The 21,979-nt window shown below is 39.4% G+C and carries 18 protein-coding genes and 1 tRNA gene; 4 read left to right on the top strand and 15 right to left on the bottom strand.

The annotated features are described in order from the left end of the window. Positions 1-198 precede the first annotated feature (198 nt). The 6 genes from J4G36_RS08365 to J4G36_RS08390 all read right to left on the bottom strand — a co-directional run bounded on the left by J4G36_RS08365 (position 199) and on the right by J4G36_RS08390 (position 9,185). Complete coding sequence (locus J4G36_RS08365) at positions 199-642, bottom strand: MarR family winged helix-turn-helix transcriptional regulator (protein ID WP_483315893.1); 444 nt, start codon at positions 640-642, stop codon at positions 199-201. Positions 643-713: 71 nt separating this feature from the next. Next, positions 714-2,153, bottom strand: coding sequence for an ATP-binding protein (locus J4G36_RS08370; protein ID WP_210469565.1), 1,440 nt, complete (start codon positions 2,151-2,153; stop codon positions 714-716). Positions 2,154-2,481: 328 nt separating this feature from the next. After that, entirely contained in the window at positions 2,482-3,831 is a 1,350-nt protein-coding gene (locus J4G36_RS08375) for a TrkH family potassium uptake protein (protein ID WP_210470486.1), read from the bottom strand. Between the two features lie 41 nt (positions 3,832-3,872). Further along, positions 3,873-4,637, bottom strand: a complete 765-nt coding sequence (locus J4G36_RS08380; protein ID WP_210469566.1) for a TerC family protein — start codon at positions 4,635-4,637, stop codon at positions 3,873-3,875. A gap of 246 nt (positions 4,638-4,883) precedes the next feature. Continuing rightward, positions 4,884-5,969: an SDR family oxidoreductase gene (locus tag J4G36_RS08385; RefSeq protein ID WP_210469567.1), complete on the bottom strand. Its 1,086-nt coding sequence runs from the start codon at positions 5,967-5,969 to the stop codon at positions 4,884-4,886. A 150-nt stretch (positions 5,970-6,119) separates the two neighbouring features. After that, positions 6,120-9,185: an efflux RND transporter permease subunit gene (locus tag J4G36_RS08390; protein WP_210469568.1), complete on the bottom strand. Its 3,066-nt coding sequence runs from the start codon at positions 9,183-9,185 to the stop codon at positions 6,120-6,122. Positions 9,186-9,365: 180 nt separating this feature from the next. Between J4G36_RS08390 and J4G36_RS08395 the strand changes: the two genes are divergently transcribed. After that, a complete protein-coding gene (locus J4G36_RS08395; RefSeq protein ID WP_210469569.1) occupies positions 9,366-9,662 on the top strand; it encodes a hypothetical protein in 297 nt (98 codons plus the stop codon). 43 nt (positions 9,663-9,705) lie between these two features. Here the strand turns inward: J4G36_RS08395 and J4G36_RS08400 are convergent, their stop codons facing one another. The 5 genes from J4G36_RS08400 to J4G36_RS08420 form a co-directional block, all read right to left on the bottom strand. Further along, positions 9,706-11,280, bottom strand: coding sequence for a peptide chain release factor 3 (locus J4G36_RS08400; RefSeq protein WP_210469570.1), 1,575 nt, complete (start codon positions 11,278-11,280; stop codon positions 9,706-9,708). Positions 11,281-11,422: 142 nt separating this feature from the next. After that, the gene (locus J4G36_RS08405) at positions 11,423-12,907 is read right to left on the bottom strand and encodes a UDP-N-acetylmuramoyl-L-alanyl-D-glutamate--2,6-diaminopimelate ligase (protein ID WP_210469571.1); all 1,485 of its coding nucleotides are present in this window, start codon (positions 12,905-12,907) and stop codon (positions 11,423-11,425) included. A 14-nt stretch (positions 12,908-12,921) separates the two neighbouring features. Beyond that, positions 12,922-13,974, bottom strand: coding sequence for a M42 family metallopeptidase (locus J4G36_RS08410; RefSeq protein WP_210469572.1), 1,053 nt, complete (start codon positions 13,972-13,974; stop codon positions 12,922-12,924). A gap of 90 nt (positions 13,975-14,064) precedes the next feature. Beyond that, entirely contained in the window at positions 14,065-15,453 is a 1,389-nt protein-coding gene (locus J4G36_RS08415; protein WP_210469573.1) for an aldehyde dehydrogenase, read from the bottom strand. Between the two features lie 100 nt (positions 15,454-15,553). Further along, entirely contained in the window at positions 15,554-16,498 is a 945-nt protein-coding gene (locus tag J4G36_RS08420; RefSeq protein ID WP_210469574.1) for a Gfo/Idh/MocA family protein, read from the bottom strand. A gap of 144 nt (positions 16,499-16,642) precedes the next feature. On the opposite strand from J4G36_RS08420, the gene J4G36_RS08425 reads away from it, so the two are divergent. Beyond that, positions 16,643-16,789, top strand: a complete 147-nt coding sequence (locus J4G36_RS08425; protein ID WP_210469575.1) for a hypothetical protein — start codon at positions 16,643-16,645, stop codon at positions 16,787-16,789. A 115-nt stretch (positions 16,790-16,904) separates the two neighbouring features. Here J4G36_RS08425 and J4G36_RS08430 read toward each other — a convergent pair whose 3' ends face one another. After that, a complete protein-coding gene (locus tag J4G36_RS08430) occupies positions 16,905-17,750 on the bottom strand; it encodes a DNA-3-methyladenine glycosylase family protein (protein ID WP_210469576.1) in 846 nt (281 codons plus the stop codon). Positions 17,751-17,887: 137 nt separating this feature from the next. Here J4G36_RS08430 and J4G36_RS08435 point away from each other — a divergent pair. Then, positions 17,888-17,960, top strand: a tRNA-Val gene (locus J4G36_RS08435). 119 nt (positions 17,961-18,079) lie between these two features. Here J4G36_RS08435 and J4G36_RS08440 read toward each other — a convergent pair. Together J4G36_RS08440 and J4G36_RS08445 are read right to left on the bottom strand one after the other, a co-directional pair. Continuing rightward, complete coding sequence (locus tag J4G36_RS08440; protein ID WP_210469577.1) at positions 18,080-18,457, bottom strand: hotdog domain-containing protein; 378 nt, start codon at positions 18,455-18,457, stop codon at positions 18,080-18,082. A 237-nt stretch (positions 18,458-18,694) separates the two neighbouring features. After that, positions 18,695-20,041, bottom strand: a complete 1,347-nt coding sequence (locus J4G36_RS08445) for a PQQ-dependent sugar dehydrogenase (RefSeq protein WP_246880445.1) — start codon at positions 20,039-20,041, stop codon at positions 18,695-18,697. Positions 20,042-20,132: 91 nt separating this feature from the next. Here J4G36_RS08445 and J4G36_RS08450 point away from each other — a divergent pair, with 91 nt between their 5' ends. Further along, positions 20,133-20,699: a hypothetical protein gene (locus tag J4G36_RS08450; RefSeq protein ID WP_210469578.1), complete on the top strand. Its 567-nt coding sequence runs from the start codon at positions 20,133-20,135 to the stop codon at positions 20,697-20,699. A 705-nt stretch (positions 20,700-21,404) separates the two neighbouring features. On the opposite strand, the gene J4G36_RS08455 is transcribed toward J4G36_RS08450, so the two are convergent. Continuing rightward, positions 21,405-21,953 (bottom strand): phosphatidylglycerophosphatase A family protein, encoded by a 549-nt coding sequence (locus J4G36_RS08455; RefSeq protein ID WP_210469579.1) that lies wholly within the window; start codon positions 21,951-21,953, stop codon positions 21,405-21,407. Positions 21,954-21,979: the final 26 nt, after the last annotated feature.

Below are 21,979 nucleotides of genomic sequence, written 5' to 3' on the forward strand. Positions count from 1 at the left end.
GAACTAGTCGTTTAGAATTATCAATGCATTCCTAGTAATTGTTAATCATTAAATTATTATGCTTTATTAATATAGTAGCAGATTGAAAACTGTTAATCCAAACTTATCTCAATTATTTGTAAGTTAAACAAAAAAACTTTGTATTTATAGGTTTTTGATAATAAAAAAAACAGCACTCAGTTTTGAGTTGCCATTTTTTTAAGATAGATCTTTCACTGATAAACCGAGTTTCTTTAGTAAATCAATTGCTGTATTTTGCTCTTCGGCAGTTAAACCGCCCATGAGGGACTCGATGTTTTTTGCATGTTCGGGGAATATAGATTCTATCAGTTCTATTCCAGCCTCCGTTATTGAAATATAGGTTACGCGCTTATCTTCTGAACAGAATACTCGCTTCAAAAATCCTCTTTTTTCAAGTTTATCGACAACATAGGTCATTGAGCCACTTCTAAGTAAGATTTTCTGGCCAATTTTTTGAATGGGCTGTCTTCCTCTATGGTAAAGCAATTCCAAAACACCAAACTCGGTTGGATTCAATCCGTATTGATCAATTAATTGATGCGCTTCTTCTAAAATTACTTTACATGAACGTGATAAGACAATGAATAACTTTAAAGCACGGTCTGTATTATTTTCCATAATTTTTTCCACCTTCTGTAATTCCCAACTGTTTAATTTTATTATAAGGGAATTTAAAGGCCTTTGTCAAAATTTCATTGTGTAGTTGCGGCTTGTAAAGCTTGCTTTTCCTTTAATGACGAGTCATGGATTGTCGCTGATGGAAAGGATAAAGTAAATACGGAACCTATCCCAACCTCGCTTGAAACAGAAACAGTTCCCCCATGTTCTTCAATTGTTTTCATGACAAAAGGCAGTCCAAGGCCAGTACCGGTGGTTTCTGTGGTAAAGAAAGGAACAAATATTTGTTTTAATTGCGTAGCCGACATACCTTTACCTGTATCTGACACTAAAATATTCACCTGATTATCTTCAATTACTTCCAAACCAATTGTTAATTTTCCGCCATGGCTCATTGCTTCAAGGGCATTTTTCATTAAGTTTAATAGAACTTGCTTCAGCTTTCCTTCGTCCCCGAAAATAAATACGTCTTCTAAATCATCCGTATATTGTATGATTGAAATTCCTTCAATTCTAGCCTTCGGTTGAAATAGCTTGATCATCGTGGATAACAATTTGGGTAAAGAAATAAATGTTTTTTCTTCAATACTCGGCTTGGATAAAATGAGCATTTCATTTAAGATAGATTCCATTCGAATAATTTCATCATCTATAACCGTTAAATATTTTTCGGATTCCTCAGCAGTCGAATTTCGTAATAGCTGAGTAAATCCTTTGAGAGTGGTAATTGGATTACGAATTTCATGGGCTATACTCGCTGCAAGCTGCCCCACTTCATAAAGTGATTCTTTATGAGCTAACCGTTTCTCCAAAATAACTTGTTCGGTGCGATCAGCGATTCGAGTAATAAACATGCCGATGGAGTCGTCATAATAGGTTTTGATATAAAAATAACTGACCTCTTCCGGCGACTTTTCATACGCATGTAAAGTTTCTGCATACCCTTCGGCAATTACTTTTTGAATGAAGGGAGTCGATTCTTCTTTTGAAAAACCTAATAACCCGAAAAATTCACATGCACTCTTCCCTATAAGACTTTTTCCTGACATCCCAAGAAAGCGATTCGCATGTTTATTAACGTTTTGAATCGTTCCCGTTTGATCATAAGCGATAAATAAACTTTTAGACTTCTGAAATATTTTTAAATTACTTACATCCGGTTCTTCTCTAAGTACTTCAGGCACATTGATAAGTGCAATAATTCTCTTTGAATGATTGCAGTGTATGAGGTGCACCCTTACAGAATCCGCTTTGCTTTGCGGTTCTATTGCAATGGGGAAAGTAGATGAGGTGTGGCCTTCATTTATCGTTAGCGCTAACTTTTCGTCCCACAAATGATTCGACATTTCATCCGACAAGTCTTTAATGTGATTTATATTCCCCATACCAAACTTTTCTTTAAATTCATCATTTAATTGGATTACCCTGCCACTAACCTCTAAAATAGCGGCTGGTTTGCGTGCATTTTCAAAAAACTTCATGAATTTACTCGCCTTTTCTTTTGTCAATTTCAAATTCATTCCTCCTAGTTCCTTAGTAAAACAGTATGAAGAATGCTTATAATTCATGCTAAAAACTTTCGCAATGCGATACACGCTTAATTTTGATTATTCCATAATTAAACAAAAATTGGTATAGGCTCAAAGTGCTAGTTGCGGGCATTATTTCTTATATTACCAACATTTTCATTTACAAATTTGATTACTCAATTATTCCGACAGTTATAATTGGGTCTTTTAATCGAAAAAAACCGTCCCTGTTTGTAATAACTGGGAACGGTTTAGGACTTTTCATTATTAATTTTCAGTAAATGCAAAAGGTGAAATATTTTAATTTTTTTCGTTAGCCGATAATAACTCGTTCTTTTGGAAAATGGTAATGCGGTTTCTTTGTCTTACCACCAAGCGTGAATAAAAATGAAATGAGTCCAACTCGGCCAATAAACATTAACACCATAATAATTAGTTTGCCGATTGTCGAAAGATCGGACGTTATGCCAAGTGACATTCCACATGTACCAAATGCAGATGTTATTTCAAATAACAACGCAATGATGGGGACATTCGGTTCAGTGATCAAAAGAATAAGCAACGCGATAATAACCATTAAACCTGCAAGTAAAATAACCGCAAATGACCGAAACACATCAATCAGTTTTATTTGCCGATTAAAAATATGGATAACTTCCCGTCCACGAGCGAAATTAATCAGAAATAACACAGCGATTGCAAATGTTGTTGTTCGTATTCCTCCACCAACAGAACTTGGTGATGCACCGATAAACATTAAAGAACTAATCACAATATCAGTCGCATCGCTAAACTGAGTCACATCGAATGTTGTTAATCCGGCCGACCTCGAGGAAACTGAGTGAAAAATGGCAGTGAAAACTTTTTCATGCCAAGCCATTCCTTTGAATGAATTAAATGACTCAAGAATAAAAATCATGATTGCTCCGAAAACTAAAAGGGCTCCAAAAGTTAATGTCGTGATTTTTGTAAAAAGAGAAAATCGAAAATGTGGTGTTTTTTTCGAGAAAAAAGCTTTCACTTCAATTAATACTGGAAAACCGATGGCACCTAAAATAATTAGCAACATCGTCATAATTTGAACGAAATAATCATTAAAATATGGCAGTAAAGATTCACCAGTTATATCAAAACCGGCATTAGTCGTCGCGGAAACAGCCATAAACAATCCATTTAAGAAAGCTTCATTAAACGTATCATAAAACCTCATAATGTAAAACGTGAATATTAATCCGCCGATTAGTTCAATCAGGAAAATAATTTTCACAATTTCTCTTATTAAGTAAACGACGCCAGAAAGGCTATACTGATTATGATCCACCATGATTAATTGACGTTCCTTCATGCCAATGCGTTTTCTAATTAGCAACCAAAAAAAGGTACCGATTGACATGATTCCGATTCCGCCGAATTGTAGCACGACCATAATCATACTAATTCCGAATGGAGTGTAAGTCTCAGAAATGCTTATAGCCGTTAAGCCTGTCACACTAACCGCGCTAACCGCTGTAAAAAGACTATCAATCGTTTCAATTTTTATGCCTGGTTTATATACCCCCGGCAAATTTAGTAATAAAAAGGAAAAGGCGATTGCCAAAAAGTAATAAAATACAATTATCTGAGCTGGAGTTAGTTTTTGAAAGCTTTCACGACTAATTTTCAACCTATTCAATTGACTACCTCCTGCAGATGATTAGTTATATTTTACGCTTTTCTATTTTTCCGGTCATTGCTTACGCCTATGAAATAGCCATACAATGCAATTCCGACCAGGACTACCCAGAATGTGGTCTTCCAAAGAGTTGAATGCGGAAATGCGGGATTAAGAATTTGTAGTTTTTCATGTGACAATGTTAAGACGACCAGTTTAATACCCACCCAGCCTACTATGAGGAATGCAGCTGTTTCGAGAGACGGGTATTTTTCCAGTAACACTACAAACTGACGCGCAGCAAAACGCATAATAATTAAACCGATTATACCACCCATTAACATAACAATGAACTGTCCGCCATTGATTCCGCCGATATGGAAATCTCCTAATTCTGGAAGAGTCACCGCAAGTGCGACTGCGGCTAACATCGAATCTAAAGCAAATGCGATATCAGCTAATTCTACCTTGAATACGGTCATCCAAAAACCCGATTGTTTACGCGGTTTTGTTAAGTCGTCACCATGCTTATCCTTTTTCCGTTGATCATAAATGTTTTTTATGGATATGAATAATAGATAAGCTGCTCCGAGTGCTTGTATTTGCCAAATGTTAACGAGAAAAGTAATCATGAACAAAGCGGCAAAACGGAAAACGAATGCGCCCAACAACCCATAAAACAAAGCTTTTTTCTGTTGTAATTTGGGTAAATGTTTTACCATTACAGCCATTACTACCGCATTATCCGCGGCTAATAATCCTTCCAGAACAATAAGCACAACAAGCACCCATGCATATTCCAGTAATATTGCTTCCAAAAAAATTCAACTCCCAATTATTTCATATAAAAAAAACCTCACCTAATAAATAGGCAAAGGTCTCGCAAAGTCAAAATTTAATCTAAAATTTCGGCTATCATAACCGATGGCAAAACAAGCCATGTATTGACGATTATGAAATAGGTTTCCCTAAAGCTACTCCCCTTTGACATTAGTCAAAAGTTATTAAGTTGGGTCTTTGAATTTAGTATACCACCCATCCTTAAAATGTAAACTCCTTTTATGCTAGATGAGAATATGAAATTCCGCTCTATGCTTATTTTCATTATAAAACTTAGACATGGAGGGAATTGAAGCAATGAAATCAGCACATTGAATACCGCTATCTTTTAATAATTCCTCTGCAATTGTCGTATCAAAAACGGCGTTCCATGTTAAATAATCAAGGGTTTCTACTTCGACCCCTAACTTGCGTTGCAACTGTTTCCAGGTTAACCCCTTCTCTGCCAATTTACGAGGGAATCTTCCTTTCGGCTCCTTGCCAGTAAATTCTTTCACCATTGCACCGTAAACTTTTTCAACTAAATGTGGAGAAGGATCTGTTAAATGGATGGTTTTATCTAATGCTGGATTGAAGTTCACAAAATAGATGGTTGCGTCAATAATATAATCAATCGGTACGACATTTATATGCGCATCTGATTTTCCTACATAAGGTATGACTGGCATCCATTTTAGTTTATCAATCATATTCATGAAAAAATAAGGGCCGTCAAACTTGATTGTTTCACCTGTTATTGAATGCCCTCTAACGATACCCGGCCGGATAATTGTAACTATGCCTTCACCCTTTAATTGTTCGACGATGCATTCTGCTTCAAATTTTGTTTCTTCGTAATGATTTTTAAATGCGTTCGGACGTATAAGTTCTGTTTCAAGAATCTTTCCTTCACGTGTCCCCGCAACATACGCTGTGCTGAAATAGATAAATTGAGATACGGAGGGATGTGTACGGATAAAGTCACAGACCCTTTGCGTCCCATCTACATTTACCTTCCATGCAATTTCCTTCTTGACGGCAAGATCATATATTGCAGCCAGATGCCACATGGTGATCGTTTCAGCTTGAATCTTAGCTAGTTCCTTCTCTTTCATTCCTAAATTCGTTAACGTAATATCGCCTGGAATAATTTCGAATGGGTGTGTGACATCTAATTCATCAAAGATAACTTGTATACTTTCTGCAGCTTGAGCAAGTTGACTTTCTTGAACGAGTACGTACAATTTTGCTAATTTACCTTGTTTAATTAATCCTTTAATCAATTGGCTCGCGATAAAACCTGGAAAACCGGTGAAGAAATGTGTCCCCATTAATTCCACCCCTTTTTCATGTCAGTATAGCATTAATAATTAAATATCGGAAGAATTTTCTGATAAGTCATTAGTGTTGTCCTGTAATATAAATGTATAGGAAAAGAAGGCTTTCCCACTATAGGGAAAGCCTTCTTTCTGATCTAGATATTATTCTTTTGCGATTGCGCGTTTTCTTGTTTGTCTATCAAATAGACTGTAAATGATCGGTACGATATAAAGTGTCAGGAATGTTGAACTAAGCAAACCGCCAATGACTGCAATTCCCATTGGCTGATTCATTTCGGTTCCTTCACCTATTCCTAGCGCTAGTGGTAATAGCCCTAGGATGGTCGTTAACGCGGTCATCAGGATTGGTCGAACCCGATCCCGTACAGATGATATGATTGCTTCATACGAACTGAGACCGGCTTCTTTACGCTGATTAATATAATCAACCAAAACAATCCCATTATTGACAACAATTCCGACAAGAACAAGTATGCCGATAATGGCGGTTACGCTAATTGGTGTGCTCGTGGCAAATAATCCGATGGCAACACCAATTATCATAAGTGGTACAGAAAACATGATGACAAATGGGTATTTAAACGATTCAAATTGTGCCGCCATGACGATGTATACAAGAACGACTGCAAGAACGAGTGCTAGTAACATATCATTAATCGCACTTTCAAACAACTCGCGATCGCCGCTAAACGTTACGTCTATCTCTTGAGGCAAATCAATCTTGTCAAGCGTATCATTTACTTTTTTGGTCATCTGGCCCAAAGTTTCGGTGGATACGTACTTCACATCAAAGGTGACAGAATGAGCCTGGTCAACACGTTGAATCGCAACAGGGCCAGCAGCTATCTCAATACTAGCAACATCGCCCAGCTGAACAAATTCCCCCGTTTGATTTCTAATTTTCAATTTCCGCAACTTGTCAATACTATCTCGATATTTTTCATCATATTGAACGAGAACACTAACCACTTCATTTTCTTCACTGATGATTTGTGTTGCTAAAGCACCGCGGGTAATGTTGTTGACTGATTGCGCCAGTTGATAAGGAACAAGTCCTTTTTCTGTAGCTTTTTCTCGATCAACAGTAATCTGAATTTCTTCGACTGTGTCGGCAAGCGTATTTGTTACTTCCGTAACAGCGTCAATTTTCTTTAACTCTTTATTCAATTGCGTGACTGCTTTATCTAGTCTTTTTTCATTGGTATCATTAAGCGCAAAACTCAATGTGTTCGGTGATGAGCCGGATGCCGTTTGCATATTGAAACTAACGATTGCATCTTTTCCAACCGCCTTTGAGACGATTGGCTGAACTTCATCAACAAACTCAAATACAGAACGGTCTCGCTCACCTAGGGGAACCATTTTAACGTAAACTTCCGCGTGATTCGCATTTGATGAACCTTGGGCTAAACTCTCTTGTGTCCCTCCGACAAGACTTACATAAACCTCAACATCATCTTGTTTCTTAAGCTCTGTTTCTATTTTTTTGACAACATCATTAGTTGCTGTTGTTGAAGAACCATTCGGGAGTTTTACGCTAACGCTGAACGCCCCTTCATCTGTTGCCGGTAAAAATTCAGTTCCGACTTTAAATAAACCAAATCCGCTAAACAGTAGTAATGCTGTTGTGAAAGCTAGCATTACTATTCGGTTACGCAATGACCACTTTACGGATCTTTCAAAACGATTCAGTGTTTTTGAACGCCTTCTTCTCGCTTCATAATTCCCTTTTGGCTTTTTCAACATTCGGGCTGCCATCATCGGTACTACGGTTAATGCGACGACCAGTGATGCTAACAAACTAAACGAAATCGTCAAAGCAAACTCCGTAAAAATCTCACCGATTAATCCGCTAATGAATATGACAGGTACAAATACAGCCAATGTAGTCAATGTGGAAGCGGTGATTGCGCCACCAATTTCTTTCGTGCCTTCGATTGCCGCTTGTTTGGGTTTTTTGTCCATTGCCAAATGCCGTTCGATATTTTCAATAACGACTATGGCATTATCCACAAGCATACCGATTCCTAGTGCTAATGCACCTAACGTCATTATGTTCAAGGAAAAGTTTGCAAAATACATTAAAACAAAAGTGACGATGACGGAATAAGGAATCGCAATTCCAATAATAATTGGACTCTTTATGCCACGAAGGAACAGAAATAAGACAATCATTGCGAATATACCGCCTAAAATAAGTGATTGACCAATATTTCCAATCGCTAATTTGACGTAATCTCCTTGGTCAAAAAGTATATTTGATTCGATATCTTTATATTCTTCAGTTGCTAGAAGGTCATCTAGGGCTGCTTTAAACGATGTTGAAACGTCCGCTGTGTTTGCCCCTGATTCTTGCAAAACAGACATCAGAACGGCTGGCTCTTCGTTTGCACGAGTCTCAGTTGTAGAAGGTGCTTCAGCAAGTTTGACTTCCCCGACATCACTAATTTTGATTTTTTTCCCATTCGCGGGATTGACGGCGACCGTTAAATCCCGAATGTCGTCGACTGACGTCAACATGCTAACAATCCGGGTTGTTAGTTGCATTCCTTCATTCGTCTCGATTGGTTCACCTGGCATTGAAACGTTATTCGATTGAATTAATTGGACGATGTCTTCTTGCGCAAGTCCGTTCCGTTCCAACCTTCTCTCATCGAGCGTGATTTGAACTTCCTCGACTAGTTTTCCAGAAACAGTAACGCTTGCAACACCTTTTGTCCGGCGCAACTCTTGCTCGAGTTGTTCAGCTACTAAACGAATATCGGCATCATTATTTTTCGCGCTTAATGATAATTGGATGACCGGAAATTGCGAAGGATCGAATTTTAATAACCGTGGTTTATTCGCACCATCCGGCATTTGAACTTGGTCGACCCTTTGCAGTAAATCCATCTGGACATCGTCAATTTTTGTAGACCAATCAAACATCAAGAAAATAAAATTCGAACCTTCTTGAGATGAAGATTGCATGGATTTCAATCCAGGTGCGGTCGACAAACTATTTTCCAACGGCTTCGTGACTTTTTCATTCACTTCTGTCGGCGAAGCACCAGGATAGCTCGACACCACTACGGCTACGGGTGGGTTTAATTCGGGAATTAAAGTTACAGGTATACGAAAAAATGATACCGCGCCTAGAATAATAACAAGAAACATGGTAACGATTGTAAAAACCGGTCTTCTTATTGAAAAATCACTAATTTTCATGGGAACGTCCTCTCTTGAATTAGATACTCTACTTCAATCATAATGAATGATGAACCCTTTCTCAAATGAGAACGTCGTAGTCGATGAAAAACAAACACGAATTGCCCTATATTTGGCACACTGTGATAATCTACTTATTCATCTTCCGTTACGGAAACTTTAAAATTGGAGGTATTCCCCATGCATGAAGCCGACCACCAAGTTGTTTGCACGCTTACCTATAAAATAGTCGAAAAGGTTACGGGTTGGTATGCGCAGACAACAAATCACAAGACACATTGCATCCATCTATATGCCGATAAAATTTCAACAGCCAAAAACAATTTTGCACTAGAAAATATTTATGACATGTCATTTAAGCCATTTTCCAACGGAGCTGGACTATTTTATCTTCATACCAACCAAGGGCTATTTATGTTTGCAGTCGAAGCTGATCCAACTCACTTTATCGATATGTACAAATCGTTGCGCACATAAAAAAACTAGCAGAACGGAAACCCGCCCTACTAGCTGCACTAATTTATAACAAACTATATAAGTTGATATCCGGATTTTTATCGTGGAACCAACGCATTGCAAATTCATTTTCAAATAAAAACACTAACTTTTCATAACGGTCCTTCACGAGCATTGCACGTTGACCGGCCATGGATTCATTAACGTCGCTTTCATTTTCAATCCATCGGGCAACTTTCGAACCAAGATTCTCCATTTGCACTTCGACGTTGTACTCGTTTTTCATACGATGTTCAAAAACTTCAAATTGAAGTTGGCCTACAGCCCCTAACAAAACTTCTTCTGTATGGAGCGTTCGATAGTATTGAATGGCACCTTCTTGTACGAGTTGCAATATGCCCTTATGAAAGTGCTTCGACTTCATCACGTTTTTTGCCGTGACACGCACAAATAATTCAGGCGTGAATTGAGGCAAAGCGTCAAATGTAAAGTTTGATTTTCCACCGATAATTGTATCGCCTATTTGATAGTTTCCCGTATCGTGTAAACCAATAATGTCCCCAGCCACGGCTTCATTCACCGTTTCACGGTCATCTGCCAAAAACTGCGTCGTTTGAGTAAGTTTAAATGTCCGAGAAATTCGTGGTACGGAGACGGTCATCCCACGTTCAAAAGCGCCTGAGACGATTCGTACGAATGCGATTCGATCACGGTGGGCCGGGTTCATATTCGCTTGAATTTTAAAGATGAATCCCGAAAACTCTTCCGACACTGGACTAATTTCAGTTTCATCTTTTGTTATTCTTGGCTGCGGCGGTGGGGCAAACTGTAAAAATGTTTCTAAAAATGTTTGCACACCGAAACTTGTCAATGCACTTCCAAAAAATACAGGTGTCAATTCGCCTTTAGCAATACGTTCCTCGTCGAAATCATTACCAGCTTCATTTAACAATAAAACATCTTCTATTGTTTGTTGATAATAGGATGTTTCCGTCATCGGATGCGGCTCGAGAAGCCCACCATCTTCGTCTAATTCAAGAAAACGGTCATCTCCCTCGGCGCGAACTTGTTCAATGCGATGGTTAAAACGATCATATATACCAAGGAATTCTTTCCCCATTCCAATTGGCCAGTTCATTGCGTAAGACTCAATCCCAAGCACTTCTTCAAGTTCTTCCATCAAATCTAAAGGTTCTTTCCCTTGCCTATCCATTTTATTGATAAACGTAAAGATAGGAATTCCGCGCATGCGGCATACTTTGAATAGTTTAATGGTTTGGGGTTCAATCCCACGGGCCACATCGACCATCATGACTGCGGCATCGACCGCCATCAATGTTCGGTAAGTATCTTCACTGAAATCTTCATGTCCGGGTGTATCTAAAATATTGACTCGTTTGCCTTGGTAATCGAATTGCATGACAGACGACGTGACCGAAATCCCGCGTTGTTTTTCAATTTCCATCCAGTCAGATGTCGCAAACTTGCCTGACTTTTTACCTTTTACAGTTCCAGCATCACGAATGGCGCCACCGAAATAAAGCAGTTTTTCTGTAATTGTTGTCTTACCGGCATCTGGGTGGGATATAATTGCAAATGTCCGTCTAGACGCGATTTCTTCATGTATTGGGTTCTTCATGTGTTTGTAATCTCCTTCTGTTCCGCTTGTCTAATCATAGTGATCACAACCGTAAATTTCAACATTTTTTTCTTGTAAGTAGTATATGTTTCATTGCCCAAAAAGCGAGCCGCCTAGTTAGCTAGACGGCCCGTCCTTCTACTTAATTTCTTACTTCTTTCGAGCCAAACTTTTTCTCTGCTTCTAAAAGTGCTATTTCTGCATCGGAATGTGGATATTTTGTATTTCCGATAATTTGAAAGTCTTCATGCCCTTTACCTGCAAATATGATGATATCATTTGGATTCGCGATAGCGACTGCATGACGAACCGCTTCGGCACGGTCACCGATGCAAGCATAGTTGTCATGTTCCATTCCAGCTTCTAACTCCGCCAAAATCGTTTCATATGGTTCATCGCGAGGATCATCCGTCGTTAACACTACATAGTCTGCCACGGATGCTTCCTTCGCCATGACAGGACGTTTTACACGATCACGGTTACCTCCCGTTCCAATGACAAAAATTAGTTTTTTTGTTTTGTATGGAATAACCGCCTCAATCGCTTTCTTGATAGCGTCCGGTGTATGCGCATAATCGACGTACATAGTAAGCGGCAATTCTGTCTCGACTTTTTCCATGCGCCCTTTTACGGACTCAATTTCACCAAGATAGTTTACGATATCTGCCGTCGCCATCCCTTTCGCATAAAGTGCTGCAGTTGCAGCAAGTGCATTTGCCACGCTGAATTCACCGATCAAATTCATCGACACCGGGAATTTGCCATCTGGTGAATTCAATGTAAATGTTGTACCCTCTGCGGTTAATACGATATCTTCTCCGTTGAATTCAGCCGCGTTTTTAATACCGTACGACAACACTGGATAACTTGTTTTTTCAAGCAATTTTTGACTCCAAGGATCATCCGCATTCACGACAGCAAATTTTCTTTGCTCAAGATCTTGGCCTAATTGTGAAAATAAAAGGCTTTTCGCTTCCCCGTAATTCTCCATTGTTCCATGGAAATCAAGATGATCATGCGTCAAGTTTGTAAATAGCGCAATATCAAACTCGGTTCCGGCCAGTCTGCCTTCCACAAGTCCATGAGAAGATACTTCCATCGACATCGTTTTACAGCCTTCTGTTGCAGCTTGCGCGATCAATGCTTGTGTTGTTAGCGCATCGCCCGTTGTATTTTCCGTATCATAAAGTGTGCCGTCTAAGTCAAATCCGATTGTCCCAGAAACGGCCGATTTTTCTCCGGACGCTCTTAAAATTGCGTGGATGATTCCGCTCACGCTTGTTTTTCCATTCGTTCCTGTAACGCCAATCATCGTCATTTTCTTCGAAGGATATTGATAATAACGCGCTGCTAGTAAACTAATCGCCCGCGATGTATCTTCGACTGTTACAACGGCCACCTTTTCCAAATCAACATCGACTGGCTTCGACGCAACAATGACACGCGCGCCGTTCGCAACTGCCTGTTGAACAAAATCATGGCCATCGACTGTAAACCCTATAATGCAGACGAACATCCCTCCCGCATTGATGGCCCGTGAATTAACTGCAAGGTCTGAAATTGCTGGTGGCAATGCGCCTTCTATCTTTTTTATTGGTAATATAGACAGTAATTCTTTTGTATCCATCCTGTTTCCTCCGTTCAATCCATCATGTCAGATGTGACATAAGCATATAAAAGTTCTGCTGTTGCTTGCAATGAGTCGATATGTGTCCGCTCTAGTGCATGTGATGATTCAATTCCTGGGCCAAACAAAGCATGTTTCACGTCAAATCCTGCCCGAATGGCTGCTGATGCATCCGATCCGTAATATGGATAGATATCAAGTTTGTGCCCAATTTCCTTTTCTTTGGCCAGGCTAACCAGATGCTGCGTTAACGCATAATGATACGGCCCGCTTGAATCTTTTGCACAAATCGACACCGTATATTCATCAGACGTTTGCCCATCCCCAATCGCGCCCATATCTACGGCTATGTATTCAACAGTTTCGGCTGGGATATTTGAGTTTCCACCGTAGCCAATTTCTTCGTTATTTGATATATAAAAGTGAGTAGTATGCGGAAGTCTAACTTCTTGTTCTTGTAATGACCTGATTAATTCAACAACTAAAGCAGTGCTCGCTTTATCATCTAAATGACGTGATTTAATAAATCCGCTATCCGTCTCCTCAAAACATGGATCGAAAGAAACAAAATCGCCCACTTCAATGCCAAGTGTACGTGTATCGTCCGCATTAAATACCTTTTCGTCAATACGAACTTCAATATTATCAGCATTTCTTTCCGCCGAACCTGCGTCTCTATAAACATGAACAGTCGTTTGATGCATCAAAATCGTTCCGCGAATTTTTTTACCAGAAGCCGTATGAATTAAGCAATATTCCCCTTCCACCGCGTTCCAATTAAAACCGCCAATCATCGTCAACTTTAAACGACCGTTGCTTTTAACTTCCTTCACCATCGCTCCAAGCGTGTCCGTATGCGCGGTTAACAGACGATGCTTAGTCGTATCTGCTCCTTCAATCGTTGCAATAATTGCACCTTTATTTGTCGTTCTATAAGGAACGCCAATCGCTTCAAATTCTTTTGCGATTAATGCCATTACAGTCGATGTATATCCAGATGGACTCGGTGTTTCCACGAGTCTTTTTAAAAGCTCAATTGTTTTCACTTTATTAAATACATTCGCCATGGTTGATATCCCCTTTGATCAAATTTCAACTTCAACTATATAGTAAGTATACTTTTATTCTAGCCCAAAAGAAAAGAAAAACCGCATCCATTAACGGATAAGCGGTTTTATTAGCTTTAATTTATTTTCATATGGTGGAAAGGCGAAGCGCATAGGTATTTTCGTGCTTCTTTGCATCATGGCCTTTTCATGGGTAAATACATTAAAACTATTTTTACCATGGTAAGCATTCATGCCAGAGGAACCGACGCCGCCAAATGGCAAATTCGTGTTGCCGACATGTGAAACTGTATCATTAATACAGCCGCCGCCAAACGGTAAACTCTCAATGAAATAATTAGCTGCTTCTTCATTTTCCGTAAACATATAGCCAGCAAGCGGCTTCGGCAATTGACGAATGCGATGGATAGCATCCCCAAGGTTATCGTACTCAAGAATTGGCAATACCGGTCCGAAAATTTCATCTGCCATTGATGGACTGTCCCAAGTCACCCGATCAAGTAGCGTCGGCTCTATAAATAATGATGAACGGTCAAAATCTCCACCAAACACAATTTGTGGCCATTCCCTTTCAATCATTTTCACTAATCGAAGAAATTCACGTTCATTAATGACCCTTCCGTAATCAGGACTCTCTTTCGCATCCATGCCGTAAAAGTCTTGTATCGTATCAGTCAAAATCTCGATAAATTCTTTTTTAACCGACTTGTGGACAAGTAGATAATCCGGCGCAACACATGTCTGACCTGTATTTAAAAACTTCCCCCAAATGATTCGTTCAGCGGCGTGAACAAGATCGGCTGTTTGGTCCACGATTGCTGGACTTTTCCCCCCGAGTTCAAGCGTAATCGGTGTCAGTCTTTCAGCAGCAGCCTTCATGATTACTTTTCCGACTGCAACGCTTCCAGTAAAGAATATATAATCGAATGGCGCATGAATCAGTGCAGTTGTTTCATCCCGTTCTCCTTCAACCACTCGAATATATTCGGGTGGAAATGTTTCCGTTAATATTTTTTTGACGATTCGAACTGTGTGCGGTGCAGATTCAGACGGTTTCACAACCGCGCAATTTCCGCCTACGATCGCACCAACTAATGGTTCCATAACGAGCTGAAACGGATAATTAAAGGGTGCAATAATTAAGACAGAGCCATATGGTTCACGAACGATGAAACTTTTGGATGGTTGCAAATGAATGGGTGTTTTCGCTACTTTTGGCTTCATCCAAGCTTCCACATTTTTAATCATATGCGAAATGCTCGAAAGGACAAAGCCGATCTCTGTTACATACGATTCGAATGGACTTTTTCCCAAGTCTTTTTGAAGAGCATCCGAAATTGCATCTTCATTTGCCAGAATGGCATCGCGTAATTTCGTTAACATTTCTTTTCGAAACGTTGCACTCCGTGTCTGTCCAGTAAAGTAAAACTGGTGTTGTAGGGCAATCATCGATTCAACATCAAGCGCCGTAAAATTCATCGAATTCCTCCATTCTAGTATTACTTTCAATGATAGACAGAATTATAGAAAAATGCAAAATTTATTATTACGGCCTATGTTTATACGCCAATATTCATCATCATTTTTCTGCCAAAAGTTCATCAATTAGCAGTTGGACAATGAGTCCTTCAGAAAATGGAACGAGTAATTCAGCTTCTCCGTTAGAGGCTAACATACATTCTTCAATAAGTGACCTTACTGAATCGAAAGAAGTCAATATTTCAAAAGGACTGTCTTTTTGTGCGATGCTAAGTTCCGACCAATTACGCAGTTTTAAAACGCCCTCAGTTCCATATACTATGTAAGACAGTTCTTCTTCCTGTCCGATTCCTGAAATCCCATTTAAAAGTACAGGAATTTTGTTTTCTGTTTCACCCATCGCCATGACGGTTGTCTCAGCAAGTGTTTCATCGACTGGATAGATCGTTTTGTGTTCTTGGACCCTTATGTTCCCAAACATTCTATACATAATTTGCAGAAAATGCGGGAACACTTCACGCGTAAATCCACCTTGTTCGCGTGAAGCAATCCACGGATTTTGTTGCCAAAGTCTCGGCCAGTGTGGAAAATATGTATGTAATTCGATACGGACAATGTCACCGATTGTTCTTTTTTCAACAAGCTTCATCATATGCCTGACAGATGGACTGTACATGAGTGGGAAATGCATAGCCGTTAATGTCGTTTTGTCGCTTGCAGCATGCGCCATAACTGATCCATCTTCTGCGTCATGTGCGAGTGGTTTTTCACAAAGAACATGCAAGCCGGCGTCAATCGCCATTTTACTAAGTGATGCATGCGATACTGGAGGTGTCCCGATATATATCCAGTCCGGTTTTAATGCTAAAACCTCTTCATAGGAGGATGCCGCAAAAAGACCATAAGTATTCGCCATTTCAGTTAACCGTTCTGTATTTTCGTCAAACAATGCGATGATTTCTGCATTTTCATTCGCAAGAATTTGTTTAATGATACGTTCGCCGACGATGCCTGTTCCAACAAGTGCAAAGGTTGTTTTACCCATTTGACGCGCTCCTTTAGCGGTAATTAAATTTTAAATATAAAAAGTAGGCCTTCCGAATCCTTTTGCCCGATTACAGTTTTTATTATAGCACCCATGGGTAAATAATGTTTAATTCAAAAAACAATCGATTAAGGAGGAAATACAATGACAGCGACAGAAACCTGGTGGGAAGAAATCTTCGAAGGGAATCTTTCTCTTGGAATTAACAAAGAAAGACTTTCTGAACTTGAAGATGAGAATTTCCTCTATTTTTCAGAGGAAGAAGAGAGTACTGAACATTTGCCTTCATGATTGTTAAATAAAGGATTTTCAATTACTGTAGAACTTTAATAATTATAACTTGCAGAGTCCATGAATGATGCCTTATTCATGGACTCGATTTTTAAATAGGTCCCTTTTATCCCCCTTACTCAATACTTCTCCACAAATACAATGCAGCATAACTCAGAAATGGAGTCCAATCCGGAAAGCGGGCGACAATTTCTTCTTTGATTGGTTTTCGTTCTAGTTCCCATAAGATTTTAAGTGCATTTTGGAGTCCAATGTCTGCAATTGGAAATAAATTTGGTCGGCCAAGTCCAGACATCAGAAAACTTTGGGCTGTCCATGGACCGACACCACGAATTGCAGTTAGTTTTGCAGTTACCTCATCGTCATCCATCTGCCCGAGCTCTTCTAATTCAAGGGAACCGGCAGCAATTGCTTGCGATAAACCAATCATGTATTCAGCTTTTCTTGTACTGAACTGCATCTCCCTTAGTGTTGAAACATCTAGGTTTGCGACTATATCGGGAGACGGGTACCGCAAAACACCGTCCATCTTGCTTCCAAAAGTTTCAACAAAGCGCATTGATAAAGTATTTGCGAATGACATATTAAGTTGTTGATGAATAATACTCCTTATTAATGTCCCGTAAAGTGAAAAACTTCGAATTAGTGGTGTTCCTTCATGCTCCAAAAATATTGTAGCAAGATCTGTATTTGCAAAATGAGCTGAAATTTCATCAAGGGACTCATTAAAATGAAGGATTTCTTTCACTTCTTGAAGTTGAATTTTATTTAAAAGATCTTTTAGTAAAAATGAAGGATTTTCTTTCGTTCCAGTCGCTATTACGGTAATAACATTACCTTCATTCATAGGAATTCGTAAAATACGGTTAGCCAAGTCGACTGAATTCAGTGGATCCCCTGAGAGACGATCAAGTGCAAGGTCAAAATTATAAATGAATGGAAGAGATATTTGAGCGTCCATTAAAATCACCTACTTTTACTCATAATTATAGTTCTAGTATACTTCTTTATAAGTTTTTATGAAAAAGGGTTGACTTACTATGTACATGGGCTATAATAGAGTTTGTCCGGTAAACGAGACACAATAATTTTCATCCCGGTTCCATAGCTCAGCTGGGAGAGCGCTACCTCGACAAGGTAGAAGTCGGCGGTTCGAGCCCGTCTGGGACCATTGGGGTTTAGACCCTTAAGAACGCTGTAGGAACACGGCTTTCTTATAAACACCATCTCTTCGGAGGTGGTGTTTTTTATTTCTTTCTCCAAAGAATGTCCGTTATGTTCCAGAAGACATCATAGTATCACTCCCGAAAATCCCCCTTTCAGTACTACTTTTCCCACTTGATTTTCACATATAAAGGATGCTGCAATAGCTTTTCTATTATTTTCTTGTCTTTCATATTCTTCAATTGTAACTTCACAAATTATTGTATCGTCCGTAAACACTGGCCTTAGAAATTCAAAATTCATATTGCGAGCGAGTACATTATGATCTCCGCCCACTTTTGTCGGCAAAGTTGCTGTCAGTAATCCTTGAACGACAAGTCTTCCCTGTTCATCTGGGCTAAGATGATGGATTCCTTCATCACCAGAAAGCTTGGTAAACAATTCAACGGTTTCAGTTCTGAAAGTCCGTTCAAATTTAATGATATCTCCTACTTTAAGCGACAATTATATTCCTCCTTAAGTGCTAAAACCTCTATGCGTGCGATATCTATTCAAATATCTCATTTCTTTCCAAGGGAATTCTAGAATTGTGATCCAAAACCCTTTATTTAGATTTTAATTTATTGAACACTAAAAAACACAAGACCTGAATGAACGCACAATAGTTGTATTTTTGTTTCCACGCTAAACTAACATAAAAAGAAAAAGCATGTTCCTCCATGGATCATGCTTTTTCATTATTCAATCAGTCTTCCTAATCCTCCAAATAACACCCGTTCCAGGGACTGCGCCTGCACCAGCGAACAGTCCAAAATCGAGTACATACAAAACACCGCCTGAATCGAATACGGCGTCAATCGGGCGTTCAAAACCGCCACTATTTGTTGCAGATGCAGCCATACCTGTTCGATTTATTGCAAAAACATGGACTTTCCCTGTCTGCATATCGATTCTGGAAATGCGATGACCAACATGTGGAAGAGGTTTGCCACCTGTTGTCGTTGGATCATTAGAACCGAACTCCGCTATAAATGCATCTCCGATTGGAGCAAATAAGGGATCCACATTAAAACTAAACCCCATCGTTGCAGAATGCGCTGGAAAAATAGCGATTGGTCGAGGTGGCTTCATAGGATGTTCTTCTAATAAGAATTCAGGCTGAGGTTTTCCTTCCGGTTTAAACTGCGGCATCGTGACCGGTAATCCCCCTGTAAAGTCAGGAAATCCATACCACATGCCTGATTGAATCCACTGAAATTCGTCAGGCGAGTTCGCGATTGGCCGACTTCCACGGACATCAATCCCATGATTGGCGGCAAATAATCGATTATAACTGTCGAATCGTAGCCTAAATGGATTTCGCAGTCCCCATGCCACTAACTCCAAATCCGAACCATCTGGATTAGCTCGTAAAATGCTACCGCTTGCTCGGGTAACTCCGTCGACCGTTTTCCCCTCATAGCTAGGAACGCCAAAGGGCACATATCCGCCCGTCGTAACTTTTCGGCTTGGAAAATCCTTTAAAAATCCTGGTGATTCAAAATTCTGTCCACGAAACTTCACTGTTGAACCGGGATAATCATGAAAAAACGGATACTCCTTCGCCCAATCATTATCTGTTCCTACAACTCCGCTATTCGTCGCGGTACCTTGGCCAAAATACATCTTGCCGTCCGGACCAAACACGACACGATTATTATGATGATCGCCATTACTCGGTAATCCCTCAATGATGTCTTTCTTCGTACCATCCGCTTCAATAATTGTTACATAGCGCCGATGTGCGACATATATATTTCCTTCATGCTCTGTAATCCCTGTTAAGGGCGGATTAAATCCATCCGCAACAAGCGTAAACCCATCCCTCGTTAGCTTTAACACCTTACCATTCCCATCTGTAATACCCGAATCAGCAACGAGCATTTCCCCATTGCTTGTAAAAGTTAAGTTTATAGGTGTAGTTAACCCATCTGCAAATACATCGATTTCATATCCTGTAGGAACTAGTATATCTACTGGATTAAGCATTCTTTGCGGTTTATTATTTCCTTCCATTTGAGTGTGGTCCCAGAATTCTGTTTCAGCCATACAGTTATCCCCTCTCCATCGTTTACATATCAATCTATTCAATAGTCGGGCTTTCAGACACCTAAAATAATTTATCGTAAGGAGGATTTTTATGTATTTCATAAGATCAATTTCATCATCACCAAACGATATTCATCAAATCTTTCTGCGTTGGTCACCTTTAAGACAAACGTTATTCGGCGCATTGATGGCATCGCTTGCGGCAATCTTACAAGCAGCAGGAGGATTGATGCCAGGTATTGGTATGTTCCTTAGCCCTTTTACAACTTTGCCGATATTAGTAAGTACGCTCGTTTCAATTCGTACAGGGATTTTAACTTATATCCTAACGATTTTACTATTATTATTAATGGAGCCCAGTGAACTATTTATCTTTCCATTTACAACCGGATTACTGGGGGTTGGACTTGGATGGACGTGTCGAATTTTGCATCGACGTTTAGAAATTATCCTGGTGAATGGCCTTTTACTATTTACTGGAATATGTATACCATTGTATGTACTCGGTTTCCCTGTTTTCGGACCTGCTGTCACATCAAGTTTTAATGGTTTAATTTTAGTTATGATCTTTGGATTTTCCCTTCTCTATTGTTGGCTATGGTTAGAATTAGGTTTGTTTTTTCTACGGAAAATTGAAATTATATTAAAATCCGGATAAACAAACATGAAAAAAGCATGATCCAGTATTTCGGATCATGCTTTTTCCCTGCCCCATAATTCCGGGGGTGTTACGCGGAAAATTTGTCGTTCTTCATTTCACTTTCACATTCACAAACTGTTCTTTCTGACGACTAATTGAATACCCCGTCAGTGCAGTTTGACTCGCGTGACTGTCTTCTTAAGCCTCTTCTGGCAAGGGGTTCACATGTTACTTTTTGTGACTCGCACCTTCCACAGTCCGCTTTCAAGTTGCACTTCAAACAAAAAACTTACTGCTTACCGCTAAACTGCTAATTGGTACACGTTCTATTCGTTCATACAGATTGATTGTTGCGTATTGAACGAATTGGTTGAAACCTAATTACATGGTTCCCGACGAGATAACTTTCGCCAGTAAAGCAAATTTTCCGCCAAGGCTGTGCAAATCTCCAGATCAAAGTCCACTGTAGGTTACTCGTCTACTAGCTTCCCTTCGCTGTTGTTTAGCCTTGTACTTAATGTATACCCTGTATAATAATAGTTAAACATATAAAACAAATCTTTTTTAAATTCTTTTTTTATTTATATATTATTAACCTAATGCCTTCAAAATATTGCTTCCCTAAAGCCGAAGGCCAGAATGGAAATCGACGGTATCCTAGACAAAAAAAGTACTTGAATAGGATTCATTCAAGTACTCCATAAATCTTTATATATTTTCGTTCTACGTTTTAGGTAAATCCTTATCAATTATATTATTTGCTTCTTGTATGTCTCTTGTTTTATGGGCGATTCTAGACGCAGCTGAGGCGGCTATACTTGCAACGAGATCATCAAGGAATGTATGGACTCCGCGTCCTTTTTTTGTATCGAGTTCATTTATGATTCCGATTTTGTTTTTATCCAGATGACCAAACGTTGTGACTGCAATCGAACCGTATGTAAAAACGGCTCCCAATGCAATCGTTTCATCAACACCGAACAAGCCTTCATCGGATACAACGATTTCTTGAAGCGGAGATGATAGTTTTCCTTGTTCAGCCAACTCATCAAGTTCAATTCCCACTAAGATAGCATGTTGCAGTTCGCGTTTTTCAAGCACACTTTCAACAGATTCAATGCAGTAAGCCATATCTAAATCCGGATTATAAGGCAATTGCATTTCATAAACAATATCTGCAATATCTTGAATCTCTACTCTGCGGCGTGCCAATGCAGCTAACGTTGCATCACTTACAACTTGTGAATGGACTACTTTTCTTTTTTTCACCATTAAATACATCCCCTTTTTTCTAACTA

It is taken from the genome of Sporosarcina sp. 6E9 (genome assembly GCF_017921835.1).
Classification (GTDB): domain Bacteria; phylum Bacillota; class Bacilli; order Bacillales_A; family Planococcaceae; genus Sporosarcina.